The organism is Methylobacillus sp. MM3 (assembly GCF_001645185.1).
Classification (GTDB): Bacteria; Pseudomonadota; Gammaproteobacteria; order Burkholderiales; family Methylophilaceae; genus MM2.
Window position 1 is genome coordinate 70,551 of record NZ_LXTQ01000011.1, and the last position, 22,759, is coordinate 93,309.

At 57.1% G+C, this 22,759-nt stretch carries 23 protein-coding genes; 11 read left to right on the forward strand and 12 right to left on the reverse strand.

The features are described from left to right. Positions 1-123 precede the first annotated feature (123 nt). Entirely contained in the window at positions 124-492 is a 369-nt protein-coding gene (locus tag A7976_RS04575; protein WP_067107795.1) for an Mth938-like domain-containing protein, read from the reverse strand. 136 nt (positions 493-628) lie between these two features. Here A7976_RS04575 and A7976_RS04580 point away from each other — a divergent pair, with 136 nt between their 5' ends. The 8 genes from A7976_RS04580 (at position 629) to A7976_RS04615 (ending at position 8,382) form a co-directional block, all read left to right on the forward strand. Next, a complete protein-coding gene (locus A7976_RS04580; protein WP_067107797.1) occupies positions 629-1,537 on the forward strand; it encodes a DUF6662 family protein in 909 nt (302 codons plus the stop codon). 10 nt (positions 1,538-1,547) lie between these two features. Beyond that, a complete protein-coding gene (locus tag A7976_RS04585; RefSeq protein WP_067107800.1) occupies positions 1,548-2,093 on the forward strand; it encodes an FMN-binding protein in 546 nt (181 codons plus the stop codon). Between the two features lie 10 nt (positions 2,094-2,103). Then, complete coding sequence (locus A7976_RS04590; RefSeq protein WP_067109054.1) at positions 2,104-2,895, forward strand: FAD:protein FMN transferase; 792 nt, start codon at positions 2,104-2,106, stop codon at positions 2,893-2,895. Then, entirely contained in the window at positions 2,892-3,347 is a 456-nt protein-coding gene (locus tag A7976_RS04595; protein WP_131800997.1) for a hypothetical protein, read from the forward strand. The genes A7976_RS04590 and A7976_RS04595 overlap by 4 nt, the downstream gene beginning before the upstream one ends. Before the next feature lie 109 nt (positions 3,348-3,456). After that, positions 3,457-4,689, forward strand: coding sequence for a pyridoxal phosphate-dependent aminotransferase (locus A7976_RS04600; RefSeq protein ID WP_067109057.1), 1,233 nt, complete (start codon positions 3,457-3,459; stop codon positions 4,687-4,689). A gap of 22 nt (positions 4,690-4,711) precedes the next feature. After that, positions 4,712-6,025, forward strand: a complete 1,314-nt coding sequence (locus tag A7976_RS04605) for a homoserine dehydrogenase (protein WP_067107806.1) — start codon at positions 4,712-4,714, stop codon at positions 6,023-6,025. A gap of 91 nt (positions 6,026-6,116) precedes the next feature. Then, positions 6,117-7,544 (forward strand): threonine synthase, encoded by a 1,428-nt coding sequence (gene thrC / locus A7976_RS04610; RefSeq protein WP_067107809.1) that lies wholly within the window; start codon positions 6,117-6,119, stop codon positions 7,542-7,544. 43 nt (positions 7,545-7,587) lie between these two features. Continuing rightward, the gene (locus tag A7976_RS04615) at positions 7,588-8,382 is read left to right on the forward strand and encodes a thymidylate synthase (protein WP_067107813.1); all 795 of its coding nucleotides are present in this window, start codon (positions 7,588-7,590) and stop codon (positions 8,380-8,382) included. A 93-nt stretch (positions 8,383-8,475) separates the two neighbouring features. On the opposite strand, the gene A7976_RS04620 is transcribed toward A7976_RS04615, so the two are convergent. From A7976_RS04620 to A7976_RS04645, 5 genes are all read right to left on the reverse strand, one after another. Further along, positions 8,476-9,081, reverse strand: coding sequence for a hypothetical protein (locus tag A7976_RS04620; RefSeq protein WP_067107816.1), 606 nt, complete (start codon positions 9,079-9,081; stop codon positions 8,476-8,478). Positions 9,082-9,358: 277 nt separating this feature from the next. Next, positions 9,359-9,844: a BON domain-containing protein gene (locus A7976_RS04630; protein ID WP_067107821.1), complete on the reverse strand. Its 486-nt coding sequence runs from the start codon at positions 9,842-9,844 to the stop codon at positions 9,359-9,361. A 236-nt stretch (positions 9,845-10,080) separates the two neighbouring features. Further along, positions 10,081-11,445, reverse strand: coding sequence for a sigma 54-interacting transcriptional regulator (locus A7976_RS04635; RefSeq protein ID WP_067107824.1), 1,365 nt, complete (start codon positions 11,443-11,445; stop codon positions 10,081-10,083). Next, the gene (locus tag A7976_RS04640) at positions 11,442-12,014 is read right to left on the reverse strand and encodes a hypothetical protein (RefSeq protein WP_067107827.1); all 573 of its coding nucleotides are present in this window, start codon (positions 12,012-12,014) and stop codon (positions 11,442-11,444) included. Before A7976_RS04640 ends, A7976_RS04635 begins: the two co-directional genes overlap by 4 nt. Next, the gene (locus tag A7976_RS04645) at positions 12,011-13,456 is read right to left on the reverse strand and encodes an ATP-binding protein (RefSeq protein WP_067107830.1); all 1,446 of its coding nucleotides are present in this window, start codon (positions 13,454-13,456) and stop codon (positions 12,011-12,013) included. Before A7976_RS04645 ends, A7976_RS04640 begins: the two co-directional genes overlap by 4 nt. Positions 13,457-13,508: 52 nt before the next feature. Here A7976_RS04645 and A7976_RS04650 point away from each other — a divergent pair, with 52 nt between their 5' ends. Further along, positions 13,509-14,003 carry a dihydrofolate reductase gene (locus A7976_RS04650; protein WP_067109060.1) on the forward strand — a complete coding sequence of 165 codons (495 nt, stop codon included), beginning with the start codon at positions 13,509-13,511 and terminating at the stop codon, positions 14,001-14,003. Here A7976_RS04650 and A7976_RS04655 read toward each other — a convergent pair. From A7976_RS04655 to apbC, 5 genes are all read right to left on the reverse strand, one after another. Further along, on the reverse strand, positions 14,000-16,243 hold the full coding sequence (locus A7976_RS04655; protein ID WP_067107832.1) for an arginine/lysine/ornithine decarboxylase: 2,244 nt from the start codon (positions 16,241-16,243) through the stop codon (positions 14,000-14,002). The two genes, A7976_RS04650 and A7976_RS04655, sit on opposite strands and share 4 nt — an antisense overlap. Positions 16,244-16,301: 58 nt before the next feature. Then, positions 16,302-16,526: a hypothetical protein gene (locus A7976_RS04660; protein ID WP_205633454.1), complete on the reverse strand. Its 225-nt coding sequence runs from the start codon at positions 16,524-16,526 to the stop codon at positions 16,302-16,304. Between the two features lie 4 nt (positions 16,527-16,530). Further along, positions 16,531-17,103: a dCTP deaminase gene (gene dcd / locus A7976_RS04665; RefSeq protein ID WP_067107835.1), complete on the reverse strand. Its 573-nt coding sequence runs from the start codon at positions 17,101-17,103 to the stop codon at positions 16,531-16,533. Positions 17,104-17,243: 140 nt separating this feature from the next. Beyond that, positions 17,244-18,332 (reverse strand): 3-deoxy-7-phosphoheptulonate synthase AroG, encoded by a 1,089-nt coding sequence (gene aroG, locus A7976_RS04670; RefSeq protein WP_067107838.1) that lies wholly within the window; start codon positions 18,330-18,332, stop codon positions 17,244-17,246. A 231-nt stretch (positions 18,333-18,563) separates the two neighbouring features. After that, complete coding sequence (apbC, locus tag A7976_RS04675) at positions 18,564-19,652, reverse strand: iron-sulfur cluster carrier protein ApbC (protein ID WP_067107840.1); 1,089 nt, start codon at positions 19,650-19,652, stop codon at positions 18,564-18,566. 109 nt (positions 19,653-19,761) lie between these two features. Between apbC and metG the strand changes: the two genes are divergently transcribed. Beyond that, a complete protein-coding gene (gene metG, locus A7976_RS04680; protein ID WP_067107843.1) occupies positions 19,762-21,807 on the forward strand; it encodes a methionine--tRNA ligase in 2,046 nt (681 codons plus the stop codon). Positions 21,808-21,837: 30 nt separating this feature from the next. Further along, positions 21,838-22,362 (forward strand): glycine zipper domain-containing protein, encoded by a 525-nt coding sequence (locus tag A7976_RS04685; RefSeq protein ID WP_067107846.1) that lies wholly within the window; start codon positions 21,838-21,840, stop codon positions 22,360-22,362. A gap of 63 nt (positions 22,363-22,425) precedes the next feature. Here the strand turns inward: A7976_RS04685 and A7976_RS04690 are convergent, their stop codons facing one another. Further along, positions 22,426-22,743, reverse strand: coding sequence for a helix-hairpin-helix domain-containing protein (locus A7976_RS04690; RefSeq protein ID WP_067107849.1), 318 nt, complete (start codon positions 22,741-22,743; stop codon positions 22,426-22,428). Positions 22,744-22,759 lie beyond the last annotated feature (16 nt).

Sequence of the window (22,759 nt, forward strand, 5' to 3'; positions counted from 1 at the left end):
GCTCCCTGCATACGAACTAGTTCGTATTCTTTCACAAACGCAGGTGCTTGTATTCAAGTTTCTGGCAGATTTCCGTAGCGACTTGCGTATTCGAATGCGAGCGGGACATTCCTCGCCATGGCATTAGATGATCAACGCGGCTGCAACGTGGCGGCCTTCCGCCATCAGGATGTTGTAAGTACGGCAGGCGGCGGCCGTGTCCATGCATTCTAGGCCGACACCGATATCGAACAGCGGCTTGCCGATGCGCGGATGCACGAAGCGGTGCGTGGCGCCGGTTCCAAGCAGAACCACTTCGGGCGCCAACTGCGCAATGCGCTCGATATGCTCGGCTGTGAGGCTGTCGAAGTCGATCACCGGCCAGTCCGTCACCAACTGGTTAGGCAGGACAATCAGGCTGCTGTGATGACGCGTTTCGTTGATATCCACCCAGCCCTCGCCATAGCCAGTGATGAGTTGGGAGCCTGTTGCGCGTGTGAGATGGAGTTTCATGACGATATTCCGATGGGCAATTGCTGAGTAATGATATGTCAAGGCGGAGCGATAGGGTAAATCCTGTTTGTTATTGATAATCTAAATACGAATTGTTATCATTAACATATATAAACTCAAAAATAGGAATCCCACCATGCGCAGTATTATTGCTTCATCAATAGCTTTAGCCATTCTGACGGCGTCGCATTCTGTGCACGCAGATGAAAGCCTGCTGGGCTACATCAAGGGTGCTGAAACGCTGCCCAAGGGCTCCTGGGAACTGGATCAGACCTTCACCTACCGCGATGACAAGGGTGCCGGCGACTACACCGCCTGGGATTCCAAGACCGAAATCGAATACGGCGTTACCGATCGCTTCACCGCGGCGGCCTACCTCAAGATGCAATCCATCGACATGAGCGGCATTGTCGTTGACGGCTATCTGCCGGGCGATGAAGACTACGGCCTGCGTCCTTCAGGAGTTGAGGCTTCCTTCAAGTACATGTTCCTCAGCCCGGCCAAGGATGATTTCGGCCTGGCCGGATATCTCTCGCTGGGTTATGACTGGCTGGACAAACATTCCGGTCAGGACAAGGACAAGTACGCCATCGAGCTCGAACTGCTGGCCCAGAAATATTTCATGGAAGGCCAGTTGATCTGGGCCGCCAACATAGGCACTGAAGCTGCATACGCCAAGCGTGACGGACTGTCCGCCGGCCGCCTTGCAAGCCTCCCTGCCGATTATGATTGGCCTGAAGATGCGGAAATGGAAATCGAGATGAAAGCCGGTACGGGGCTCAGTTATCGTTTTGCGCCCAACTGGTTTGTCGGGGCCGAGACCCTGTATGAAACCGAATTCGAAACCGAAGTCGGCCAGGAACGCTGGTCCTGGTTCGCCGGTCCCAGTCTGCACTATGCCGGCCAGGACTGGTGGGCGACTGTCACCTGGTTCAAGCAAATCAAGGGTGGCGGCGAGAAGTTCGAAGAGCAGGATGACAACGATTTGCACCTGATAGAAAAGACCAAGCAGGAAGTCCGCGTCAAGGTCGGCTTCGAGTTCTGAGGATGAAATCATGAAGCAAAGCGATTGGAACGCATTATTGCTTCTGCCGGTAGCGGCGATCACCGCCCCAGCGTATGCCATCGATTATTTCACGGCCGAACAGGCGCAGAAACAGATTTTCCCGGATGCGCAGGTTTTCAAGCCCATGCTGGTCAAACTCAGCAGCGCGCAGCGCGACCAGATCAAATCATTGGCGGGAGTCAGGCAGCGCTGGGAGGAGCAGAAGGTCTGGCGCGTGGAAAAGGACGGCAAACTGGCCGGATGGTTTGTCGTGGACGATGTTGTGGGAAAGCATGAGTTCATTACCTATGGCGTCGGGATTACGCCGGATGGGCATGTCGTCGGGGTCGAGGTAATGAGCTACCGCGAAACCAAGGGCGACCAGGTGCGCGATGCCGGATGGCGCAAGCACTTTGTCGGCAAGACGCTGGCTGATCCGTTCAAGCTCGACGAAGACGTACCCAACATCAGCGGTGCGACACTATCCAGCCGTAACATGCTGGATGGGGTGAAGCGCCTGCTGGCACTGCAGAAAGTTGCCCTGACGGGTGAATAAATTGAAGCGCATGCGTCCCCTTCTGGGGACGTACGTCGAGATCGGCGCCCAATCCGCACAGTCGAAATTGGCGTCAGCCATCGATGCTGCTTTCGAAGCCATACAGGAAATACAATCGCTGCTGAGCTTTCATGACGCTGGCAGCGATCTATCGAGGTTGAACGCAGCTCAGGGCGAAGAAGTGATACTGCGGCCTCACAGTCTGCGCATGATGCGGCTGGCAAAGGCCATGACGCGAGCCAGCGGCGGGCGATTTAATTGCACCGTCGGCGGCACGTTGGTGCGCAAGGGCGTCCTGCCCGATCATGGAATCAAGGATTATCTGGATAGCGGAAATGCCGACGATATCGAGCTTCGCGGCAATAAGGTGCGTTTATGTCGGCCTGTGCTGCTGACACTGGACGGTATCGCCAAGGGTTATGCCGTGGATTGCGCAATCCAGGTACTGCAGCAGCATGGAGTCGAAGCCGGTTGGGTGAACGCCGGGGGCGATCTTCGGGTCTACGGAGCTCTTGTATTGCCGGTGCAGCGGCGTGAAATGAATGGCGAATTCAGTGCGCTGGGTGGTTTGAGTAATGCAGCAATTGCGACCTCATGTGTTCGCAAGACGCCTGATGCCGATTTCCCGGCCTGGATCGTGGGTGATTTGCATGTTCCTGTTTCCGGAGTCTGGAGTGCATTGGCCAGAACGGCTTGGCGCGCAGATGCGCTCACCAAGGTCGCCGCTGTTGCGTCTGAGCATGAGCGAGAGGCATTAATCCGCGATCTGGGTGGAAAACTGATAGGGGGAATCGCTGCGTGAGAGGGTACCCAGGCTGGTTTTATCCGGCATTGTTGCTGACGGTGTTCGGGCTGGTGCTGACTGGCGGCCTGCTGACGCCTACGCTGCTCGATTTGCGCCTGGAGTGGGATATGCCCTGGCGGCTTGAAGGCAATGGGCAGATTGCCGTGGCAGCGCTGCATGCCGCAGTTTCGTTCTGGATGCTGACCATGCTGGGTTCGCTCTGGAATATTCATATGCGTGCCGGCTGGCGGCATCGCAAACACTGGCGTAGCGGTATCGCGATGGCGCTGCTGATGCTGTTCCTGCTGGTTACTGCCATCGGTATTTATTATCTGGCTGACGAACAGCTGGCAATGGTGTCCGCCGTGTCTCATCTCGTGGCTGGAACGCTGGTATTCGCGCTGTTTGTTTATCACGCCATCATCGGCTACCGCCGCGCGGTACAACATAAATCGCATCTGCATTATTAATAAAGCATTCGAAACTCTGCCTGCAAGCAAAAACTCCCGTACTTTGAATTGCTTGGGCATGGCGCGGCAAGGTAAAATCGCGCCTTTGATTCCACGCGAAAACGGCATCGTGCAACCCATACTCAAATCGTCCAAGCTCAATAACGTCTGCTACGACATCCGCGGTCCGGTGCTGGCGCGAGCGCGCGAGATGGAGGACGAAGGCCACCGCATCATCAAGCTGAACATTGGCAACCCCGCCCCGTTCGGCTTCGAGGCGCCGGAAGAGATCGTGCAGGACGTGATCCACAACCTGCCGGACGCCTCCGGATACAGCGATTCCAAGGGGCTGTTCGCCGCGCGCAAGGCGATCATGCACTACACGCAGGGCAAGAACATCCGCGGCGTACAGATCGACGACATCATCATCGGAAACGGCGTGTCCGAGCTAATCGTGATGGCGATGAACGCGCTGCTCAACAACGGCGACCAGATTCTGGTGCCGGCGCCCGATTATCCGCTGTGGACGGCCGCGGTGAGCCTGTCCGGCGGCACGCCGCGCCATTACCTGTGCGACGAGGAGTCCGGCTGGCTGCCTGACCTCAAGGACATCGAAAACAAGATCACCGCGAACACGCGTGGCATCGTCATCATCAACCCGAACAACCCGACCGGCGCGCTGTATCCGCGTGAAATCCTGGAAGGCATCATCGAGATCGCGCGTCGCAACGACCTGATCATTTTTGCCGACGAGATTTACGACAAGGTGCTGTACGACGGCAATGAGCACACCTCTATTGCCTCGCTGGCCGATGACGTGCTGTTTGTCACCTTCAACGGGTTGTCGAAGAACTACCGTTCCTGCGGCTACCGTGCGGGGTGGATGACGGTATCCGGCGAAAAACGCCATGCCAACGATTACATCGAGGGCCTCAACATGCTGGCTTCGATGCGCCTGTGCGCCAACGTTCCCGGCCAGTTCGCCATTCAGACCGCACTGGGTGGATACCAGAGCATCAACGATCTGGTGGCGCCTGGCGGCCGGCTGTGCCGCCAGCGCGATCTCGCCTGGAAAATGCTCACCGATATTCCCGGCATCACCTGTAGCCATCCGAAAGCGGCGATGTACCTGTTCCCGCGTCTCGATCCGAAAATGTATCCCATCGACGATGACCAGCAGTTCATTCTGGATCTGCTGCTGGAGGAGAAAGTGCTGCTGGTGCAGGGCACCGGCTTCAACTGGGCGCATCCGGATCATTTCCGCGTGGTGTTCCTGCCCAGCGCGGATGATCTGACCGAAGCGATCGGGCGCATTGCGCGTTTCCTGGAGCAGTACCGCAAGCGCCACGGCGCATCCAAATAATTTTGAGAGTATCAAGACAAGCATGAAACCAATGAATGTAGGTCTGTTAGGCATCGGCACCGTCGGCGGCGGAACGTTTACCGTCCTTACCCGCAACGCGGAAGAAATCACCCGTCGCGCGGGGCGCCCCATCCGCATCGTGAAGGTTGCGGATCGCAATCTTGCCCTGGCCCGTGAAGTGACCAATGGCACGGTAGACGTGACCGATGACGCGTTCAGCGTCGTGTCCGATCCTAACGTCGATATCGTCGTCGAGCTGATCGGCGGCACCACCATTGCCAAGGAGCTGGTGCTGAAGGCCATCGAAAACGGCAAGCACGTGGTGACCGCCAACAAGGCGCTGCTCGCACACTACGGCAATGAAATCTTTGCCGCCGCGCAGAAGAAGGGCGTGATGGTGGCGTTCGAGGCGGCTGTGGCCGGTGGCATTCCCATCATCAAGGCGGTGCGCGAGGGCCTCTCCGCCAATCGCATCGAATGGATCGCCGGCATCATCAACGGCACCACCAACTTCATCCTCACCGAAATGCGCGAAAAAGGCCTGGCGTTCGAGGACGTGCTGCAGGAAGCGCAGCGCCTGGGCTATGCCGAAGCCGATCCAACTTTCGACGTCGAAGGCGTGGATGCCGCGCACAAGCTGACCATCCTGGCCGCCATCGGCTTCGGTATCCCGATGCAATTCGACAAGGCCTATACCGAAGGCATTACCAAGCTCACGCGCGAAGATATTCGCTACGCCGAGCAGCTCGGCTATCGCGTCAAGCTGCTGGGCATCACCAAGCGTACCGACAAGGGCGTGGAACTGCGCGTACACCCGACGCTGATTCCGGAAAAGCGCCTGATCGCCAACGTCAATGGCGCGATGAACGCCGTGGTCGTGAAGGGCGACGCCGTCGGCCCGACCCTGTATTACGGCGCAGGTGCCGGCGCGGAACCGACCGCCAGCTCGGTGGTAGCCGATCTGGTCGACGTGACCCGCATGCATACCGCCGACCCGCAGCAGCGCGTGCCGCACCTGGCATTCCAGCCGGACCAGTTGTCCGACCTGCCCATCCTGCCGATGTCCGAAGTGCGCACCGCGTATTACCTCCGTTTGCGCGCGCAGGACAAGCCGGGCGTGCTGGCCGACGTGACGCGTATCCTGGGCGACCTGGAAATTTCCATCGACGCGATGATCCAGAAGGAGCCGGAAGAGGGCGAGTCCGAAGCGGACATCATCCTGTTGACGCATATCACGGTGGAAAAGAACATCGACCAGGCTATCGCCAAAATCGAAGCGCTGCCGGCGATCACCGGCAAGGTCACGCGCATCCGCATGGAAGAATTAGGTAAGTGATGAAACAGCCTGAACCACGGAGCACACAGAGTAAAACTTCGTGCTCTCCGTGTGCTCCGTGGTTCAAGATTTTGCAAATTGACGGGTTAATATGAAATACATCAGCACGCGCGGCAACTCGCCGGCGCAAACCTTCAGCGAAATTCTGCTTGGCGGCCTGGCGCCGGACGGCGGCCTGTACCTGCCGGAAACCTACCCGCATTTCAGCGAAACCGATCTCGCCGCAATGCGCGAGATGAATTACCGGGAACTGGCCTTTACCATTCTGTCGCGCTTTGCGACCGACATCCCGGTGGCAGATCTGCGGCGCATCATCGACAAGACCTACGCCGCCGATGTCTATTGCCATGTGCGTGAAGGACAGAGCCCGGATGATATTACGCCGACACTGAAGCTGGAAGACGGCCTGTTCCTGCTGTCGCTGTCCAACGGCCCGACGCTGGCGTTCAAGGACATGGCGATGCAGTTGCTCGGCAATTTGTTCGAGTATGTGCTGGACAAGGCCGGGCGCGAGATCAACATCCTCGGCGCGACTTCCGGCGACACAGGCTCCTCCGCCGAATATGCGATGCGCGGCAAGCATAATGTCCGCGTGTTCATGCTGTCGCCGCATCAGAAGATGAGCCGTTTCCAGACCGCGCAGATGTTCAGCCTGCAGGACGAGAACATCTTCAATATCGCGATCAAGGGTGTATTCGATGACGCGCAGGACATCGTCAAGGCGGTCTCCAACGACCACGCCTTCAAGGCACAACACAAGATCGGCGCGGTCAATTCGATCAACTGGGGCCGCGTCGCGGCGCAGATCGTGTATTACTTCAAAGGCTATTTTGCGACAACGCGCAGCAACGACGAGCAGGTCAGCTTTTCCGTGCCGTCTGGTAACTTCGGCAACGTCTGCGCCGGCCACATCGCGCGCATGATGGGCTTGCCGATCAGGAAACTGGTCGTCGCCACCAATGAAAACGACGTGCTGGACGAGTTCTTCCGTACCGGCATTTACCGCCCGCGCAGCGCAGCCCAGACCTATCACACCAGCAGCCCGTCGATGGATATTTCCAAGGCATCCAACTTCGAGCGCTTTGTATTCGACCTCGTCGGCCGCGACGGCGCGAAAATGCGGGAGTTATGGGGTAAGGTGGACCAAGGCGGCGCATTCGACCTCAACGAGGGCGGCTATTTCGACATGATCGGTGACTACGGTTTCGTGTCCGGCTCCAGCAATCATGCCCATCGCATGAAGACGATCCGCTGGGTGAACGAGCAGTATGGCGTGACCATCGACACCCATACCGCCGACGGTCTCAAGGTGGCGGCTGCTTTCCGCGAACCCGGCGTGCCCATGGTGGTGCTGGAAACCGCGCTCCCGGCCAAGTTCGAGGAAGCGATCCAGGAAGCGCTCGGTCATGCACCGGAGCGTCCGGAAGACCTCAAGGGACTTGAGGATCTGCCGCAGCGCTTTGATGTGATGGATGCGGATGTCGATGCAATCAAGCGTTTTATCGTAGATCACACTTAAGCGTCATTCCGGCGCAAGCCGGTATTCAGCACAGGGGCAAGCAATGAAGCAATATCAGGATCTGATGCGCCATGTCCTCGAGCACGGCCACAAGAAGGAAGACCGCACCGGAACCGGCACACTGTCGGTATTCGGTTACCAGATGCGGTTCGACCTGGCTGAAGGTTTTCCCCTGCTGACGACCAAGAAGGTCCATCTCAAGTCCATCATTCATGAGCTGCTATGGTTTCTCCAGGGCAGCACCAACATCAAATACCTCAAGGACAACGGCGTTTCCATCTGGGACGAGTGGGCGGACGATCAGGGCAACTTGGGTCCGGTATACGGCTACCAGTGGCGCAACTGGCCGAAGCCGGACGGCACGCATATCGACCAGATTTCGCAGGTCGTGAGTATGATCAGGAAGACCCCCGATTCGCGCCGGCTGATCGTCTCGGCATGGAACGTGGCCGATGTGGACCAGATGAAACTCCCGCCATGCCATGCGTTCTTCCAGTTCTACGTGGCCGACGGCAAGCTCTCCTGCCAGCTATACCAGCGCAGCGCGGATATTTTTCTGGGCGTGCCATTCAATATCGCCTCCTATGCGCTGCTGACGATGATGGTGGCGCAGGTGTGCGGCCTCAAGCTTGGCGATTTCGTGCACACGCTGGGCGATGCACATATCTACCTTAACCATCTGGAACAGACGCGTGAACAGCTGTCCCGCGAACCGCGTGCGCTGCCGACGATGCGTATCAATCCTGAAGTGCAGGATATCTTCGGTTTCAGGTTCGAGGATTTCACGCTGGAAAACTATGATCCGCACCCCGCCATCAAGGCACCGGTTGCGGTCTGATTACGAAAGTAACAGGCAAAAAAAAGCGAACCGCCCGGGGTTGGAAGACGGCCCGCCTGGAAAAGGGGGAGATATATCGCTTAAAGAAGGTTGTCAGGCTGCAGTGACTGCTCCGCTGATGACCCTGACATAGTCGCCAACGGCATATTCCGGTTGGGTCGGTTGATTGACGATGCGCATCGTTCCATCGGTCATGCGCACCTTGATTTCAAAAACGGGCGCCGGTTTTTTCGATGGTTTGTTCATGGAATTCCCGCCATTGCCCAAGGCCGGCATTCGGTTATCGGTAAGATACGGCCTGGCTTTTCCTTTGCCATGCTTGGCAGTGTTTTCGAGCGAGCTATCATCATCGGGTTCGGCACCCAAATCATTGTTCAATGAAAGCCGGATCGACTCCACGACTCCGCAAATGCCACATGCCTGCTTGCTGCCGGTGGCGCTGGCCGGATTGGCGAACGGAATGATGCGCAAGTTGTTGGCGTTCGCCGTCATTGACTTTCCGGAGCGGGCAGGGTCGATAATCGTCGAGCGGAATTGCGCGCGGTTTTCCTCGCCGTAGGCGCCGCCGAGCGATTTCTGGGCAAATTCCATTTCCTGGGCATGCGCAAGCGGAACCCATACGGCAGCTGTTGCCATGCCGGTGACCAGCATTGCTCCATATACCATGGAGCTCATTGTGTGCAGTTTGTGCATCTTCATGATTTTTCTCCCTTCTATTGGATTTCGAATGCGCTCACGGCCTTTTAATGGAATCTTTCCGCATGAGGGCCGCTTTTTTCGAAGCGTCTCAAATCGTGAAGCTCCAGATTCGTAAGTCGCCCGCAAGAAGAAGGCTGCTGTTTCGGCGCCGTTTCCTGATGCGTGGCGACAGGGCCGGGCTGAAATGGATGGTTTTCGTACTCGATGGCCCAGGCGCTGCTGTCAACATCTTCATTCCTGCCTTGCTGCGCGGGCCATTTCGTCGAAGCGCCCATGTTTAGCCTTTCACCACCAGACTGTTCTTGACGGAAAGCACGCCTCGGACACTGGATGCGATTTCCACAGCGCGACGCGCTTGTGCCTCGGTATCGACGAAGCCGCTCAGAATCACTTGTCCATGATGCGTCTGCACTTTGATTGCGAGCGCTTTCATGCCGTCGTCCTTCAGCAATTCGGCCTTTACCTTGGCCGTCACGGAGCTGTCATCGAGAAACGATTCAACGCGAGCCTGTTGCATCCCGCTTTTGAACTCGCTGTACTCTTTCGCGCTTAACGCGTCATTCTTATCCGTGTCCGCCTTGTCGAAATTCGGGCCGATGTCATGGTCACGCACACTTTCCTGGCGGGTGAGTTTTCCATCGCTGTTCTTGTCCAGTTTCTTGAATTCGGAATAAAGCGGTGTTTGCGCCTGATCCTCTTCCGTGCCGAATGCATGTGCCGAAATTGCTCCGCTTGCGAATGCGGCTGCAAGAAGTGCAGTCATGAGATTCTGAAAACTTAAAGGACGCTTATTCATGTTTTTACCTGATCCAGTATTGGTCGGTTAAACAAGTGCAAGCGGCGTGCCAACTAAAGAATTTCTAGTTAAAACAAGAATATATGTATGGGGCGGGTGTGCTTTGGACAAGGCCGAGTGTCTCCGGACGGAGACACTCGGCGAGGTCGTTTTCTAGATAGCTGAAAACAAAGGGATTTTGATGTCTCCAATAGGAGACAAAATCATGACTGCTCCTCATTTTTGAAGAGCGCGGGGGTGAGTTGATGCCTGTCCAGCAATTTATAGAATTCGGTGCGATTGCGCTGGGCGAGGCGTGCCGCCTGCGTGACATTCCCATTGGTGGCCTTGAGCAGCCGCGCAAGATAATCGCGTTCGAAATTCCGTCGTGCCGTTTCGAAAGGAAGAATGCCGCCTACATCGTCGCGCAATGCCTTTTGTACCAGCGTAGTTGGGATCAATGGCGTCGTGCACAGTACGACCGTCTGTTCGACGATGTTCTGCAATTGGCGGACATTGCCCGGCCATGGCGCGCTGATCAGCAGTTCCATCGCTTCGGGGGAAAACCCGTTGACGGCTTTATCGTACTTGCGGCTGATTGTCGTCAGAAAATGCCCGGCAAGCAGCGGAATATCCTCGCGCCTGGCGGACAGGGCGGGAATTTCCAGCCCGACTACATTGATCCGGTAATACAAATCTTCGCGGAAACGGTTGGTTTTCATTTCCTCGGCCAAGTCGCGGTGAGTCGCGGAAACGATACGGACATTCACTGGAATGCTGGCCATGGCCCCCACGGGACGAACGATTCTTTCCTGCAGGGCGCGCAGAAGCTTGACCTGAAGCGTCAAAGGCATGTCGCCGATCTCGTCCAGGAAGAGCGTGCCGCCTTCTGCGGATTGGAACAATCCCTTGTGATCGCGCGTTGCGCCGGTAAAAGCGCCTTTGGTATGGCCGAACAGTTCCGATTCGAGCAGCGGTTCCGGAATCGCGCCGCAATTGATCGCGACGAATGGCTTGTCGCGCCGCGGGCTGGCGCGATGGATGGCTTGGGCCAGGAGTTCCTTGCCGGTACCGCTGTCGCCGTGGATCAATACGCTGGCGCCGCTTGCTGCGGCGAGTTTGGCTTGCTGCAGCATGGATTCGATGGCCGGACTGCGGCTGATGAATTCGCTACGCCAATCATCGCTGTCGCCGACCGGGTTGCTGATCTCGGGTTGCGACAGACGCAGTGCGGCGGCTACCTGGCGCAGCAGTTCCTTGCTGTCGAACGGTTTTGTGAGAAAGCCGAAAACACCGCGTCGCGTGGCCTCTACCGCGTCAGGGATCGAACCGTGGGCCGTCAGGATAATGACGGGGAGGCCAGGGTCGGTGCGGTGCAGGGTATCGAACAAGGCAAGGCCATCCATGCCCGGCATACGCAGGTCGGTAATGACCAGTTGGGGTTTGCTTACGGAGAACAACGCCAAGGCCTCTTCGGCGCTTGCGGCCGTTTCAACTTGATAGCTTGCCGCCTGCAACCGCATGGAAATGAGTCGTACGATGTCGGAATCGTCGTCGACGATCAATATCTTGTGGGCATTATCATTCATTTGGGTTTTACCTGGTCGCGGTTTGTCAGCGTTCGCTCGATGTTTTTCAACTCATCCAGTTTTTGTTGCAGACTCTCGGCCTTTTGCTGAAGTTCATCTGTCCTGGCTTGCAAGACTTCCATGCGTTTGCGTTCGTCCGCGGCTTTCTGGCCGAGCTTCGCTGCATTTTCTTCCAGTTTTTGCCGTTCGCTGACATATTCCTTCAACAAGGACGAAACCGCTTTCGTGTCAGGATCGGCGGCAGTATCCCGCTGGATTTCGTCCAGCAGAGCCAGTGCGCGCGCGTTGTCGCGTTGGCGGCTGGCGGGCAAGGATAATACCAGCGCGGCCTTCATTCGATTGGTCACATCCTGTTTGTTGCTGTTATATGCCTGCATTACAAGTGCATGCTCCTTGCGTTGTTCTTCAGCGGAAAGAGTTCCGTAACGCAGGGCGTATGCCAGTATCTCGTTATCAGCCCGAACGACGATAACGGGTGTGGAAGCGTGACTGGCTTTCGGCGGAACGGGCGCGCATCCCACTGCCAGAAGCATGCCGCAAAGAATGGGCCAGATAAAAATAGGTTTCATGTTGCTGCCTGTTGCAAGAATGGGAGGAGGGCTCTGAAACAAGCCCCTTTTTCGGATGGCATCAAGATGATCTTGCCGCCATGCGCTTCGATATATTCGTGAGCTATCGATAAGCCGAGGCCGCTGCCGCTGACATGGCTGTCGACATTGCCGCTGCCGCGATAAAAAGGTTCGAAGAGACGATCGCGATCTGCGGGGGAAATGCCGGGGCCGCTATCGGAAACTTCAATCAGGGCCTGATCCTGCTCGCGCGCCAGGCGCACGGTAATGCTGCCTCCTCGTGGGGTGTATTTGATCGCATTGGAAATCAGATTGTCGATCACAGTCAGCAACTGCTCGCGATCTCCCTCCAGCGAGAGATCGGTCAGGGCAAGCAGGATATTGAGCTGTTTGGTGTCTATGGTCAGAGTATACGAGGAAATGGCTTCTTCGATCAGTGGCTTGAGGTCGATGCGCTCCAGTTGGAGCACGGGCTTCTGGAACTGTACCGCGGTGTAATAAAGCAGGTTTTCTATCATTTTCTGCAACCGCAGGCTGTTCTCGTGAAGAATGGCCGCAATTTCGCGCTGCTGGGGTGACAGCATGCCGCCTACTTCTTCGGTCAATAATTCGCTGCCTTCACGAATGGAGGTCAGTGGTGTTTTCAATTCATGGGAAACGTTGCGCAGAAAGCGCTTTTTTTGTTCTTCAAGATCAAATAATTGGACTCGCAGCCATTCCAAACGTTCGCCCAGCCGGCGCAGATCGCGCGGACCGTCGATAGCAATGGGGTCGCTGTATTCCCCGCGGCCGAGCTTGCGTATGGCGACATCCATGCGCCGTATCGGCCGCGTCAGGAGAAAGGTGATCGCGACTGCGACCAGAAGGGCGATCGGAATCAGCGGCAAGGTCTGCCAAAGCAGCATGTGCTGGGCGCGCTCGGCCGTGGCGACGAGCAGGGTGGACTCGCGATCGATCAGCTGGTTGTTGGCGTTCAATATCGATTTGGCCAGTTCGGAGAGATGAAAGAACTCGGTGACGATGCTCTCCATATCGTTCTGTGCGTTTCCGCTCATCACATTGTTGAAGAGCAATGTTTCGCGCCGGCTAAGTTCATCCAGCTGATTCCTGAGCGCCTTGTCCAGCGGCAGTTTCGAAAGCTCCGCCACGGTAGCGACGAATTTTTCGTGCGCGCCGCGAAAACTTTCCAGCAATGCTTCATCGCCGAGCACCAGATATTGCCGGGTGCCTCGCTCGATGATCGTCAGTTGTTCGGTCAGAATCCGGCTGGCGCGCGTTGCCTCCACGGCACGATGCACGGTCTTGTGGCTCTGATCGGCAAGGCGATCGAGATAAAGCGCAGCGTTGGCGAAGGCGAACAGCAGCGGCAGTATCGTCAATACGAAGCCGATGGAGAGCAGCTTGAGAAAAGAATTGGGATAGAAAACTCTTAGGCGCTTCATTGTGAGTGTCGGGAGCTTATAATTTCAGGCATTCCTATTGATGAGCAATATCATGTCCTGTGTTTCCGTCATTGCCGCAGTTGCCGACAACAAGGCAATTGGCCTCGATAATGCCTTACCCTGGCATTTGCCTGAAGATCTCAAGCGTTTCCGCAGCCTTACGATGGGTCACCATATTATCATGGGACGTAAGACCTACGAGTCGTTGGGTAGGTTGCTGCCGGGCCGTACGACGGTGATTGTGACGCGCCAAACGGACTATTGCGTCGAAGGGGCAATAACGGCGGGGTCGCTGGATTCGGCCATTTTGCACTGCGGGAACGATGCGGAAATCTTCGTGATCGGCGGCGCGGAACTGTATCGCGAAGCATTGAAGAAAGCGGATAAGCTTTATCTGACCGAGATTCGCGGCGAGTACGCAGCTGACGCGTATTTTCCGGAATACGATCAAAGTGCCTGGCGCGAGCTGACGCGCGAAGAGCACGTCAGCGCCGAAGGCCTGGCTTACAGCTTCGTGGTTTACGGCCGCGAAGCCGCAAGCATCTAGCCGGCTACGCAGTCCACGTAATAACCCACCTTGCCGTCCGGCGAGACTTCCTTCACCAGGCCGTGGATGTCGGTCTCGAAGCCTGGGAAGCGCTCGTTGAACTCGCGTGCGAACTTCAAATAGCGCACGATGGTGCTGTTGAAGCGCTCGCCCGGAATCAGCAGCGGGATGCCCGGAGGGTAGGGTGTCAGCAGCACGCTGGTCACGCGGCCCTCAAGGTTGTCGATTTCGATGCGTTCGATTTCCTTGTGTGCCATCTTGGCGAAGGCGTCGGCCGGTTTCATCGCCGGAATCATGTTCGAGAGATACATTTCCGTGGTCAGGCGAGCGATGTCGTTGGCCTTGTAGATGCCGTGAATCTGCGAGCACAGGTCGCGCAGGCCGATCTTCTCATAGCGCGGCTGCTTGATGACGAATTCCGGCAGAACGCGCCATAGCGGCTGGTTCTTGTCGTAATCGTCCTTGAATTGCTGCAGCGCGGTCACCAGCGTGTTCCAGCGGCCCTTGGTGATGCCGATGGTGAACATGATGAAGAACGAATACAGACCGGTTTTTTCCACGATAACGCCGTGTTCGGCCAGGTATTTGGTGACAATGGCTGCCGGGATGCCGATGTCGTCCGAGAACGAGCCGTCCACGTCGAGGCCCGGAGTGATCACGGTAGCCTTGATCGGGTCCAGCATGTTGAAACCCGCCGCGAGATTGCTGAAACCGTGCCAGCGCTCGGAGTCGCGCAGCATCCAGTCTTCGCGCTCGCCTATGCCTTCATCGGCCAGATAGTCCGGCCCCCAGACCTTGAACCACCAGTCTGCGCCCCATTCCGCGTCCACCTTGCGCATCGCGCGGCGGAAATCCAGCGCTTCCATGATCGACTCCTCGACCAGCGCGGTGCCGCCGGGTGGCTCCATCATCGCAGCTGCGACATCGCACGAGGCGATGATCGAATATTGCGGGCTGGTCGATGTGTGCATCAGGTAGGCTTCGTTGAACACGTCGCGATCCAGTTTGTTCTCGGTTGCGTCCTGCACCAGGATTTGCGACGCCTGGGAGAGCCCGGCCAGCAGTTTGTGCGTCGACTGGGTCGCAAACAGCATGGACGTTTCGCAGCGCGGCCGGTCCTTGCCGATGGCGTGCATGCTGCGGTAGAAGTCATGGAAAGTGGCGTGCGGCAACCAGGCTTCGTCGAAGTGCAGCGTGTCGATTTCGCCGTCCAGCATCTGCTTGATGGTATCGACGTTATACAGAATGCCGTCGTACGTGCTTTGCGTGATGGTCAGCACGCGCGGCTTGTTTTTTACGCCGCGTGCGAACGGATTGGCGTCGATTTTCTTCTGGATGTTTTCCGGTTTGAACTCTTCCAGCGGGATCGGCCCGATGATGCCGAAGTGGTTGCGCGTAGGCATCAAAAAGACGGGAATCGCACCGGTCATCATGATCGAATGCAGAATGGATTTGTGGCAGTTGCGGTCCACGACGACGATGTCGCCCGGAGCCACGGTCGAGTGCCAGACGATCTTGTTGGAGGTCGACGTGCCGTTGGTGACGAAGAACAGGTGGTCGCAATTGAAAATGCGTGCCGCGTTACGCTCGGAAGCGGCGACCGGGCCGGTGTGATCCAGCAACTGGCCGAGCTCGTCCACCGCGTTGCAGACGTCGGCGCGCAGCATGTTTTCGCCGAAGAACTGGTGGAACATCTGGCCAACCGGCGATTTCAGGAAGGCGACGCCGCCGGAGTGCCCTGGACAATGCCAGGAATACGAACCGTCCGCCGCGTAATGCGTCAGCGCGCGGAAAAACGGCGGCGGCAGCGAATCGAGATAGGTGCGTGCCTCGCGCACGATGTAGCGCGCGATGAACTCCGGCGTGTCTTCGTACATGTGAATGAAGCCGTTCAACTCGCGCAGAATCTCGTTCGGGATATGACGCGATGTCCGTGTTTCGCCATGCAGAAAGATCGGGATTTCCTCGTTGCGGAACCGGATCTCGTCCACGAAGGCGCGCAGGCGATCGAGGGCTTCCTGCGATTCCTCCGCGAATTCCTCATCGTCTATCGACAGGATGAAAGCCGACGCGCGGCTTTGCTGCTGTGCGAACGAAGACATGTCGACAAAGCTGGTGACGCCCAGCACTTCGAAACCTTCATCCTCGATGGCTTTTGCCAGGACGCGGATACCCAGGCCCGAAGTATTTTCGGAGCGGAAGTCTTCGTCAATGATGACGACGGGAAAACGAAATTTCATGGCATTTCCTCACGCAAAAGAGGATGTGAAAAAGAAGGCGCAGGCAAGAATGCGCGCGCTATTCGCGAGGGGGGTAGGGGTTGACCAGGCTGAGCATCAGCTCAGCCAGAGCGCTGCGAACCTGTTCTTCGTCGCAGCCCATCAGTACGGCGTCTTCAAGCGCGTCCTGCGCCATCTGGCGCAGTTCTTCCAGATTTTCGCGCATGACCTTGTTTTTTTCGGTGCAGGCGATCACTTCGCCCTTGGGGCCGCGCCAGACGATTTTGTCGATGTTCAGTTGCATAGCCTCAGATCTTGGGCAGCGTCACGCCATGCTGGCCCTGATATTTGCCGCCGCGGTCCTTGTAGGATGTTTCGCATACGTCATCGTCATCCGCTTCGAAGAACAATACCTGTGCGCAGCCTTCATTGGCGTAAATCTTGGCTGGCAGCGGCGTAGTGTTGCTGAATTCCAGTGTCACATAACCTTCCCATTCCGGTTCGAACGGCGTCACATTGACGATGATGCCGCATCGCGCATAGGTCGATTTGCCCAGGCAAATCGTCAGTACATTGCGCGGAATGCGGAAATACTCCACCGTGCGCGCCAGGGCAAACGAATTAGGCGGAATGATGCAGTAGTCGGCATCCACTTCGACAAACGAATTCGGGTCAAAATTCTTCGGATCCACGATGGTGCTGTTCAGGTTGGTGAACAGCTTGAACTCACTGGAGCAGCGGATATCGTAGCCGTAGCTCGAAGTGCCGTACGAAACCAGCTTGTGGCCGTTGGCTTCCTTGACCTGACGCGGCTCGAAAGGTTCGATCATGCCGTGCTGTTCCGCCATCTGGCGGATCCATTTGTCGGATTTTATGCTCATAGTCGCTAGATTAGGTAAGTGACTGAAAAAGAGGGGGCATTATACGGCGCAAGTTGCCGATTTTGTATGAAATTTAGGTGTGTTGCCGGGACATTTATTCCCGTCTGCGCTACCGGCTGATGCAGACCGGTGGCGCAGGCTTAATCTTCTTCCTTGTCTTCGTACACCTTGCGGCGGGCGCGTACGCCCTGTGCCAGTATATCCAACAGGCCGATGGTGTCTTGCCATCCCAGGCATGCGTCGGTGATGGATTTGCCGTACTCCAGCACGCAACCGTCTTCGAGCTCCTGCCGGCCTTCGTTAAGGTGCGACTCGACCATCAGGCCGAATATGCGTTGATCGCCCGCGGCCAACTGGCCGGCGACATCCTGCGCGACATCCGTCTGGCGCTTGTATTGCTTGCTGCTGTTGGCATGCGAGCAGTCGATCATGACACGCGGTGCGAGACCGGATTTTGCCAACTCCTTGCATGCTTCATCGACGCTGGCGGCATCGTAATTCGGCTGTTTGCCGCCGCGCAGTATCACATGGCAATCTTCGTTGCCGGCGGTCGACACAATGGCGGAGTGGCCGGCCTTGGTAACGGCGAGGAAATGATGCGGGCAGGCAGCCGCCTTGATGGCGTCCACCGCGATACGGATATTGCCGTCGGTGCCGTTCTTGAACCCGACCGGGCAGGACAGGCCGGAAGCCAGTTCGCGGTGGATCTGGCTTTCGGTGGTGCGCGCGCCGATAGCGCCCCAGGAAACCAGGTCGGCGGTGTATTGCGGCGTGATTACGTCCAGGAACTCGGTGCCTGCTGGCATTCCGAGCTCGTTGATTTCCAGAAGAATCTGCCGTGCAAGACGCAGGCCGTCGTTGATGCTGAAGCTGCCATCCAGGTGCGGGTCGTTGATCAGGCCTTTCCAGCCCACGGTGGTGCGCGGCTTTTCGAAGTACACGCGCATTACGATCAGCAGGTCGGCGGATAAACGGTTCCGCTGATCCATCAAACGCTCGGCATACTCCAGTGCAGCCTTGTGATCGTGAATGGAGCAAGGGCCGATGATGACCAGCAGGCGATCATCCGCTCCGTGCAGGATGCGGTGAATGTCGTGGCGCGTGGCGACGATGTTCTCCGAGGCGCCATGGTTCGCAGCCAGTTCCGCCAGAATGCGCGAAGGCGGGACGACTTCCCTGATGGCCTTGACGCGAACGTCGTCGGTAGCCGGTTTGTGCGGTGTATTCATGGTACAACCCAGTAGGCGGCGAGCAGCCGCAACAAAATAAAGGGATGCATTTTAACGTATGCACGGCAATGCGGACACTTCAAATTGCAGTTGCCGCTTGATTGGCAAGGCTTTTCGACTCAGGTGTCGGGGAAATTCGAGCGCGTCAACCTGATGGTGGATCGGCCGCAGCATGAACTGAACGCCGCATGCAGGCATCGCATGCGGCGTTCATGGCAGATGAGGCCGAGGCTAGGTGTTCTGGATCACGATGTTGGGGAACTTGCTGCTGTGATCCAGCCCGAACTCGGACAGCTTGACCGCCGTACGGCGCGCGATTTGGCGATACACGCCGGCAATCTTGCTGTCGGGCTCGGCGACTACAGTGGGCATGCCTCCATCAGTTTGTTCGCGTATCTTGATGTCCAGCGGCAAGGAGCCCAGCAACTCGACGTTGTAGTCGCGGCACATCTGTTCGCCGCCACCGGCGCCAAAAATGTGTTCTTCATGGCCGCATTTGGAGCAGATGTGCGTGCTCATGTTCTCGACGATGCCGACGATGGGAACGCCGACCTTCTCGAACATCTTCAAGCCCTTGCGTGCATCCAGCAGCGCGATGTCCTGCGGCGTGGTGACGATGACCGCCCCGGTGACGGGCACTTTCTGCGACAGCGTAAGCTGAATATCGCCGGTGCCCGGCGGCAGGTCAATGACGAGATAGTCCAGCTCGCGCCAGTTAGTCTCGCGCAGCAACTGCTCCAATGCTCCGGTGACCATGGGGCCGCGCCACACCATGGGCGTATCCATGTCGATCAGGAAACCGATGGACATGGCCTGGATGCCGTAGCGTTCCAGCGGCTCCATGCTCTTGCCGTCCGCGCTTTCCGGACGGGCGGTGATGCCCAGCATTTGCGGCTGGGACGGACCATAAATATCGGCGTCGAGGATGCCAACCTGTGCGCCTTCGGCGGCCAGCGCCAGTGCCAGGTTGACGGCGGTGGTGGATTTGCCGACGCCGCCCTTGCCGGAAGCGACGGCGATGATGTTTTTCACGCCCGGAATCAGCTGCACGCCGCGCTGCACACTATGCGACACGATTTTGCTGGTGACATTGACGAATACGCTGCCGACTTCGGGCAGGGTTTTCAGCTTGTCGGTCACCAGTTTCTGGATGTCGGCGGCGATCGTTTTGGCCGGATAGCCGAGCACGATATCGAGCGCGACGCTATTGCCGTCGATGCGGATATTGCGCACGGATTTTGTTGCGACGAAATCCTTGCCGGTATTAGGGTCGACGATTTCCTTGAGTGCTGTCTGCACTTGAAGTTCGGAGAGGGACATGATGGAGGGGAATTCCTGACTAATGGGATCAACTATAAATTTTATCGCATGTGAAGGTGCGCGTCATTTGCTAAAATGCCCATCTTTCACAAGTATTTAATCTCCGTACATGACCCGCAAAATTCTCGTCACCTCCGCTTTGCCATACGCCAACGGCAGCATTCATTTGGGCCATCTGGTGGAGTACATCCAGACGGACGTCTGGGTACGCTTCCAGAAGATGCAGGGGCACGAGGTGCATTATGTCTGCGCCGACGACACGCATGGCACGCCCATCATGTTGCGCGCCGAGAAAGAAGGCATCACACCGGAACAGCTGATCGACAAGGTTCATGCAGAGCATGCGATGGATTTTGCGGAGTTTCTGGTGGAGTTCGACAACTACCATTCGACCAACTCTTCCGAAAACAAGGAGTTGGCGCAGGGCATTTACCGCGCGCTCAAGGCTAACGGCAAGATCGCGACGAAGACTATTGAACAGTATTACGACCCGCTCAAGAACATGTTTCTGCCGGATCGCTTCATCAAGGGCGAATGCCCCAAGTGTCACGCCAAGGATCAATACGGCGATTCCTGTGAAGTGTGCGGCGCGACCTACAGCCCGACCGAGCTGATCAACCCGTTCTCCGCGGTTTCCGGCGCGACCCCGGTGCGCAAGGAAACCGAGCATTACTTCTTCAAACTGTCCGAATGTGAAGATTTCCTCAAGGACTGGACCCGTTCCGGCACCTTGCAGGCCGAAGCCGCGAACAAGATGGGCGAGTGGTTCGCCTCCGGCCTGTCGGATTGGGATATCTCGCGTGACGCGCCGTATTTCGGTTTCGAAATTCCCGATGCGCCTGGCAAGTATTTCTATGTGTGGCTGGATGCGCCCATCGGTTACATGGCCAGCTTCAAGAACCTGTGCGCCCGGAAAGGCCTGGATTTCGACGAATACTGGAAGAAGGATTCAACTACCGAGCTATATCACTTCATCGGCAAGGACATCCTCTATTTCCACGCACTGTTCTGGCCGGCGACGCTGGAATACTCCGGCTACCGCAAGCCGACGCAGATCCATGCGCACGGATTCCTCACCGTGAACGGCGAGAAGATGTCCAAATCGCGCGGCACCTTCATCACCGCGCGCAGCTATCTCGACCACGTGAAAAACCCGGAATACCTGCGCTATTACTATGCCGCCAAGCTGAACGGCACGATGGAAGACATCGACCTCAACCTGGAAGACTTCGTCGCGCGCGTGAATTCCGATCTGGTGGGCAAATACATCAATATCGCCAGTCGTACGGCCGGGTTCATTGCCAAGCGTTTCGACGCCAAAGTGCGCGCGGCCTCGGCCAGTCCCGTGATTGTCGAAATGCGTGCGGCTGCCCAGGCAATCGCCGACAGCTACGCCGCTCGCGATTACGGTCGCGCATTGCGCGAAATCATGGCACTGGCCGACAAGGCCAATGCCTATGTGGCGGAAGCTGCTCCGTGGGACATGGCGAAGAAGGAGGGCCAGGAGGCGGCCTTGCATACGGTATGTTCCGATGCGCTCGAAATGTTCCGCCTGCTTACGCTGTACCTCAAGCCGGTGCTGCCCAAGCTCGCAACCTCGATTGAAGCGTTCCTGAAAATTGCGCCGTTGGAATGGAATGCCGTACAAAATGGCCTGAATGACGGCCATGCCATCGAAACCTACCAGCATCTGGTAACCCGAATTGATCCTAAACAGATAGAAGCCATGACCGAAGCCAACAAGGAATCTCTACAGCCCGCCACACAAGGCCATTCGCAAGTTCGCCATGCCGAAGCGCAGCAGCATGAGGTGCAGCCGGTGGCCGAGACCATCTCCATCGACGATTTCGCCAAGGTCGATCTCCGCATTGCGAAGATCGTCGACGCGGCCCATGTCGAAGGGGCCGAGAAACTGCTGCGCCTGTCGCTGGATATCGGCGAGGAACAACCGCGGCAGGTGTTTGCCGGTATCAAATCCGCCTACGATCCGGCGACGCTTGTCGGCCGGCTGACGGTGATGGTTGCCAACCTCGCTCCGCGCAAAATGAAATTCGGCATGTCGGAAGGCATGGTGCTCGCAGCGAGCGATGAGCGCGGTGGACCGTATATTCTATCGCCGGATGCCGGCGCACAGCCGGGCATGCGTGTTAAGTAAACTTTACTAATAATTTCAAGAAAGCCATATATGAAGTTTTCATCTTTTGCTCTGTTCCTTTTGCTGGTTGCCACCACTGCGATAGCCGAAGATAGTACCGTCAAGACGGCAGTCGGCGGCGGCGTGGGTGCCGCGGCGGGGACTGCCATCGGCCAGGCAGTTGGCGGTAAAACCGGCGCAGTTGTGGGAGGCGCGGTGGGTGGCGGTGTAGGCGCGGCCGTAACTACGCAAGGCGAAGGCAAGACCGGCGCGGTCGTAGGCGGTGCGGTAGGCGGCGCTGCAGGTGCCGCGGTGGGACAGTCTGTGGGCGGCAAGACCGGTGCGATTGTCGGCGCAGGCGTGGGTGGTGCAGCAGGCTCCGCAGTTGGCAAGTCGGTGGGCGAAACCAATACTGCCCCGGTTGTTAAGACGGCAGTTGCCATGCCGGTTGCTGCGACCCAGGTTATCGTGGTTGAGGATGATGATGAGCATCGCCACCATAACAAGAAGCGCGGGCATGCGTATGGTCATCAGAAGAATAAGCACAACCCCGGTCACAACAAGCATCACGATTGATTCAAGTGTGAAACAAAAAGCCCCGCAATGCGGGGCTTTTTTATTGCTGATGAGGAGAGGAAATTATTTCGTGGTTTTCTCTTTTACTGTTTTGACGTCGGCCACTTTTCCGTTGCCTGCCGCTTTGGAAGAACCTACGGTGATGTTCTTTTTCATCATGTCTACGCTTTTCTTGCCAAAGCCGGGCACCTTGTCCAGGTCATCCACGGATCTGAATGCGCCGTTCTTCTTACGGAAGTCAATGATTGCTTGTGCTTTTTTCGGGCCGATACCATCAACGTTTTCAAGTTCCGCCTGGCTCGCGGTATTGAGATCGACGGCAGCCTGGGCAGAGCAAGCAAATGCGAATGCAAGCGCAAAGACCGCTAAGAGTTTTTTCATGTTGTTCTCCTGAATA

Excerpts from the sequence above, each read along its gene's own strand:
- A7976_RS04645 (WP_067107830.1), bottom strand. The coding sequence starts at position 13,456 with ATGAAGCGCCTAAGAGTTTTCTATCCCAATTCTTTTCTCAAGCTGCTC.
- A7976_RS04630 (WP_067107821.1), bottom strand. The coding sequence starts at position 9,844 with ATGACTGCACTTCTTGCAGCCGCATTCGCAAGCGGAGCAATTTCGGCA.
- A7976_RS04590 (WP_067109054.1), top strand. The coding sequence starts at position 2,104 with ATGCGTCCCCTTCTGGGGACGTACGTCGAGATCGGCGCCCAATCCGCA.
- A7976_RS04580 (WP_067107797.1), top strand. The coding sequence starts at position 629 with ATGCGCAGTATTATTGCTTCATCAATAGCTTTAGCCATTCTGACGGCG.
- thrC (WP_067107809.1), top strand. The coding sequence starts at position 6,117 with ATGAAATACATCAGCACGCGCGGCAACTCGCCGGCGCAAACCTTCAGC.
- A7976_RS04585 (WP_067107800.1), top strand. The coding sequence starts at position 1,548 with ATGAAGCAAAGCGATTGGAACGCATTATTGCTTCTGCCGGTAGCGGCG.
- metG (WP_067107843.1), top strand. The coding sequence starts at position 19,762 with ATGACCCGCAAAATTCTCGTCACCTCCGCTTTGCCATACGCCAACGGC.
- A7976_RS04660 (WP_205633454.1), bottom strand. The coding sequence starts at position 16,526 with ATGCAACTGAACATCGACAAAATCGTCTGGCGCGGCCCCAAGGGCGAA.
- A7976_RS04620 (WP_067107816.1), bottom strand. The coding sequence starts at position 9,081 with ATGAAGATGCACAAACTGCACACAATGAGCTCCATGGTATATGGAGCA.
- A7976_RS04605 (WP_067107806.1), top strand. The coding sequence starts at position 4,712 with ATGAAACCAATGAATGTAGGTCTGTTAGGCATCGGCACCGTCGGCGGC.
- A7976_RS04640 (WP_067107827.1), bottom strand. The coding sequence starts at position 12,014 with ATGAAACCTATTTTTATCTGGCCCATTCTTTGCGGCATGCTTCTGGCA.
- apbC (WP_067107840.1), bottom strand. The coding sequence starts at position 19,652 with ATGTCCCTCTCCGAACTTCAAGTGCAGACAGCACTCAAGGAAATCGTC.
- A7976_RS04650 (WP_067109060.1), top strand. The coding sequence starts at position 13,509 with ATGTCCTGTGTTTCCGTCATTGCCGCAGTTGCCGACAACAAGGCAATT.
- A7976_RS04690 (WP_067107849.1), bottom strand. The coding sequence starts at position 22,743 with ATGAAAAAACTCTTAGCGGTCTTTGCGCTTGCATTCGCATTTGCTTGC.
- A7976_RS04685 (WP_067107846.1), top strand. The coding sequence starts at position 21,838 with ATGAAGTTTTCATCTTTTGCTCTGTTCCTTTTGCTGGTTGCCACCACT.
- aroG (WP_067107838.1), bottom strand. The coding sequence starts at position 18,332 with ATGAATACACCGCACAAACCGGCTACCGACGACGTTCGCGTCAAGGCC.
- A7976_RS04635 (WP_067107824.1), bottom strand. The coding sequence starts at position 11,445 with ATGAATGATAATGCCCACAAGATATTGATCGTCGACGACGATTCCGAC.
- A7976_RS04655 (WP_067107832.1), bottom strand. The coding sequence starts at position 16,243 with ATGAAATTTCGTTTTCCCGTCGTCATCATTGACGAAGACTTCCGCTCC.
- A7976_RS04575 (WP_067107795.1), bottom strand. The coding sequence starts at position 492 with ATGAAACTCCATCTCACACGCGCAACAGGCTCCCAACTCATCACTGGC.
- A7976_RS04615 (WP_067107813.1), top strand. The coding sequence starts at position 7,588 with ATGAAGCAATATCAGGATCTGATGCGCCATGTCCTCGAGCACGGCCAC.
- dcd (WP_067107835.1), bottom strand. The coding sequence starts at position 17,103 with ATGAGCATAAAATCCGACAAATGGATCCGCCAGATGGCGGAACAGCAC.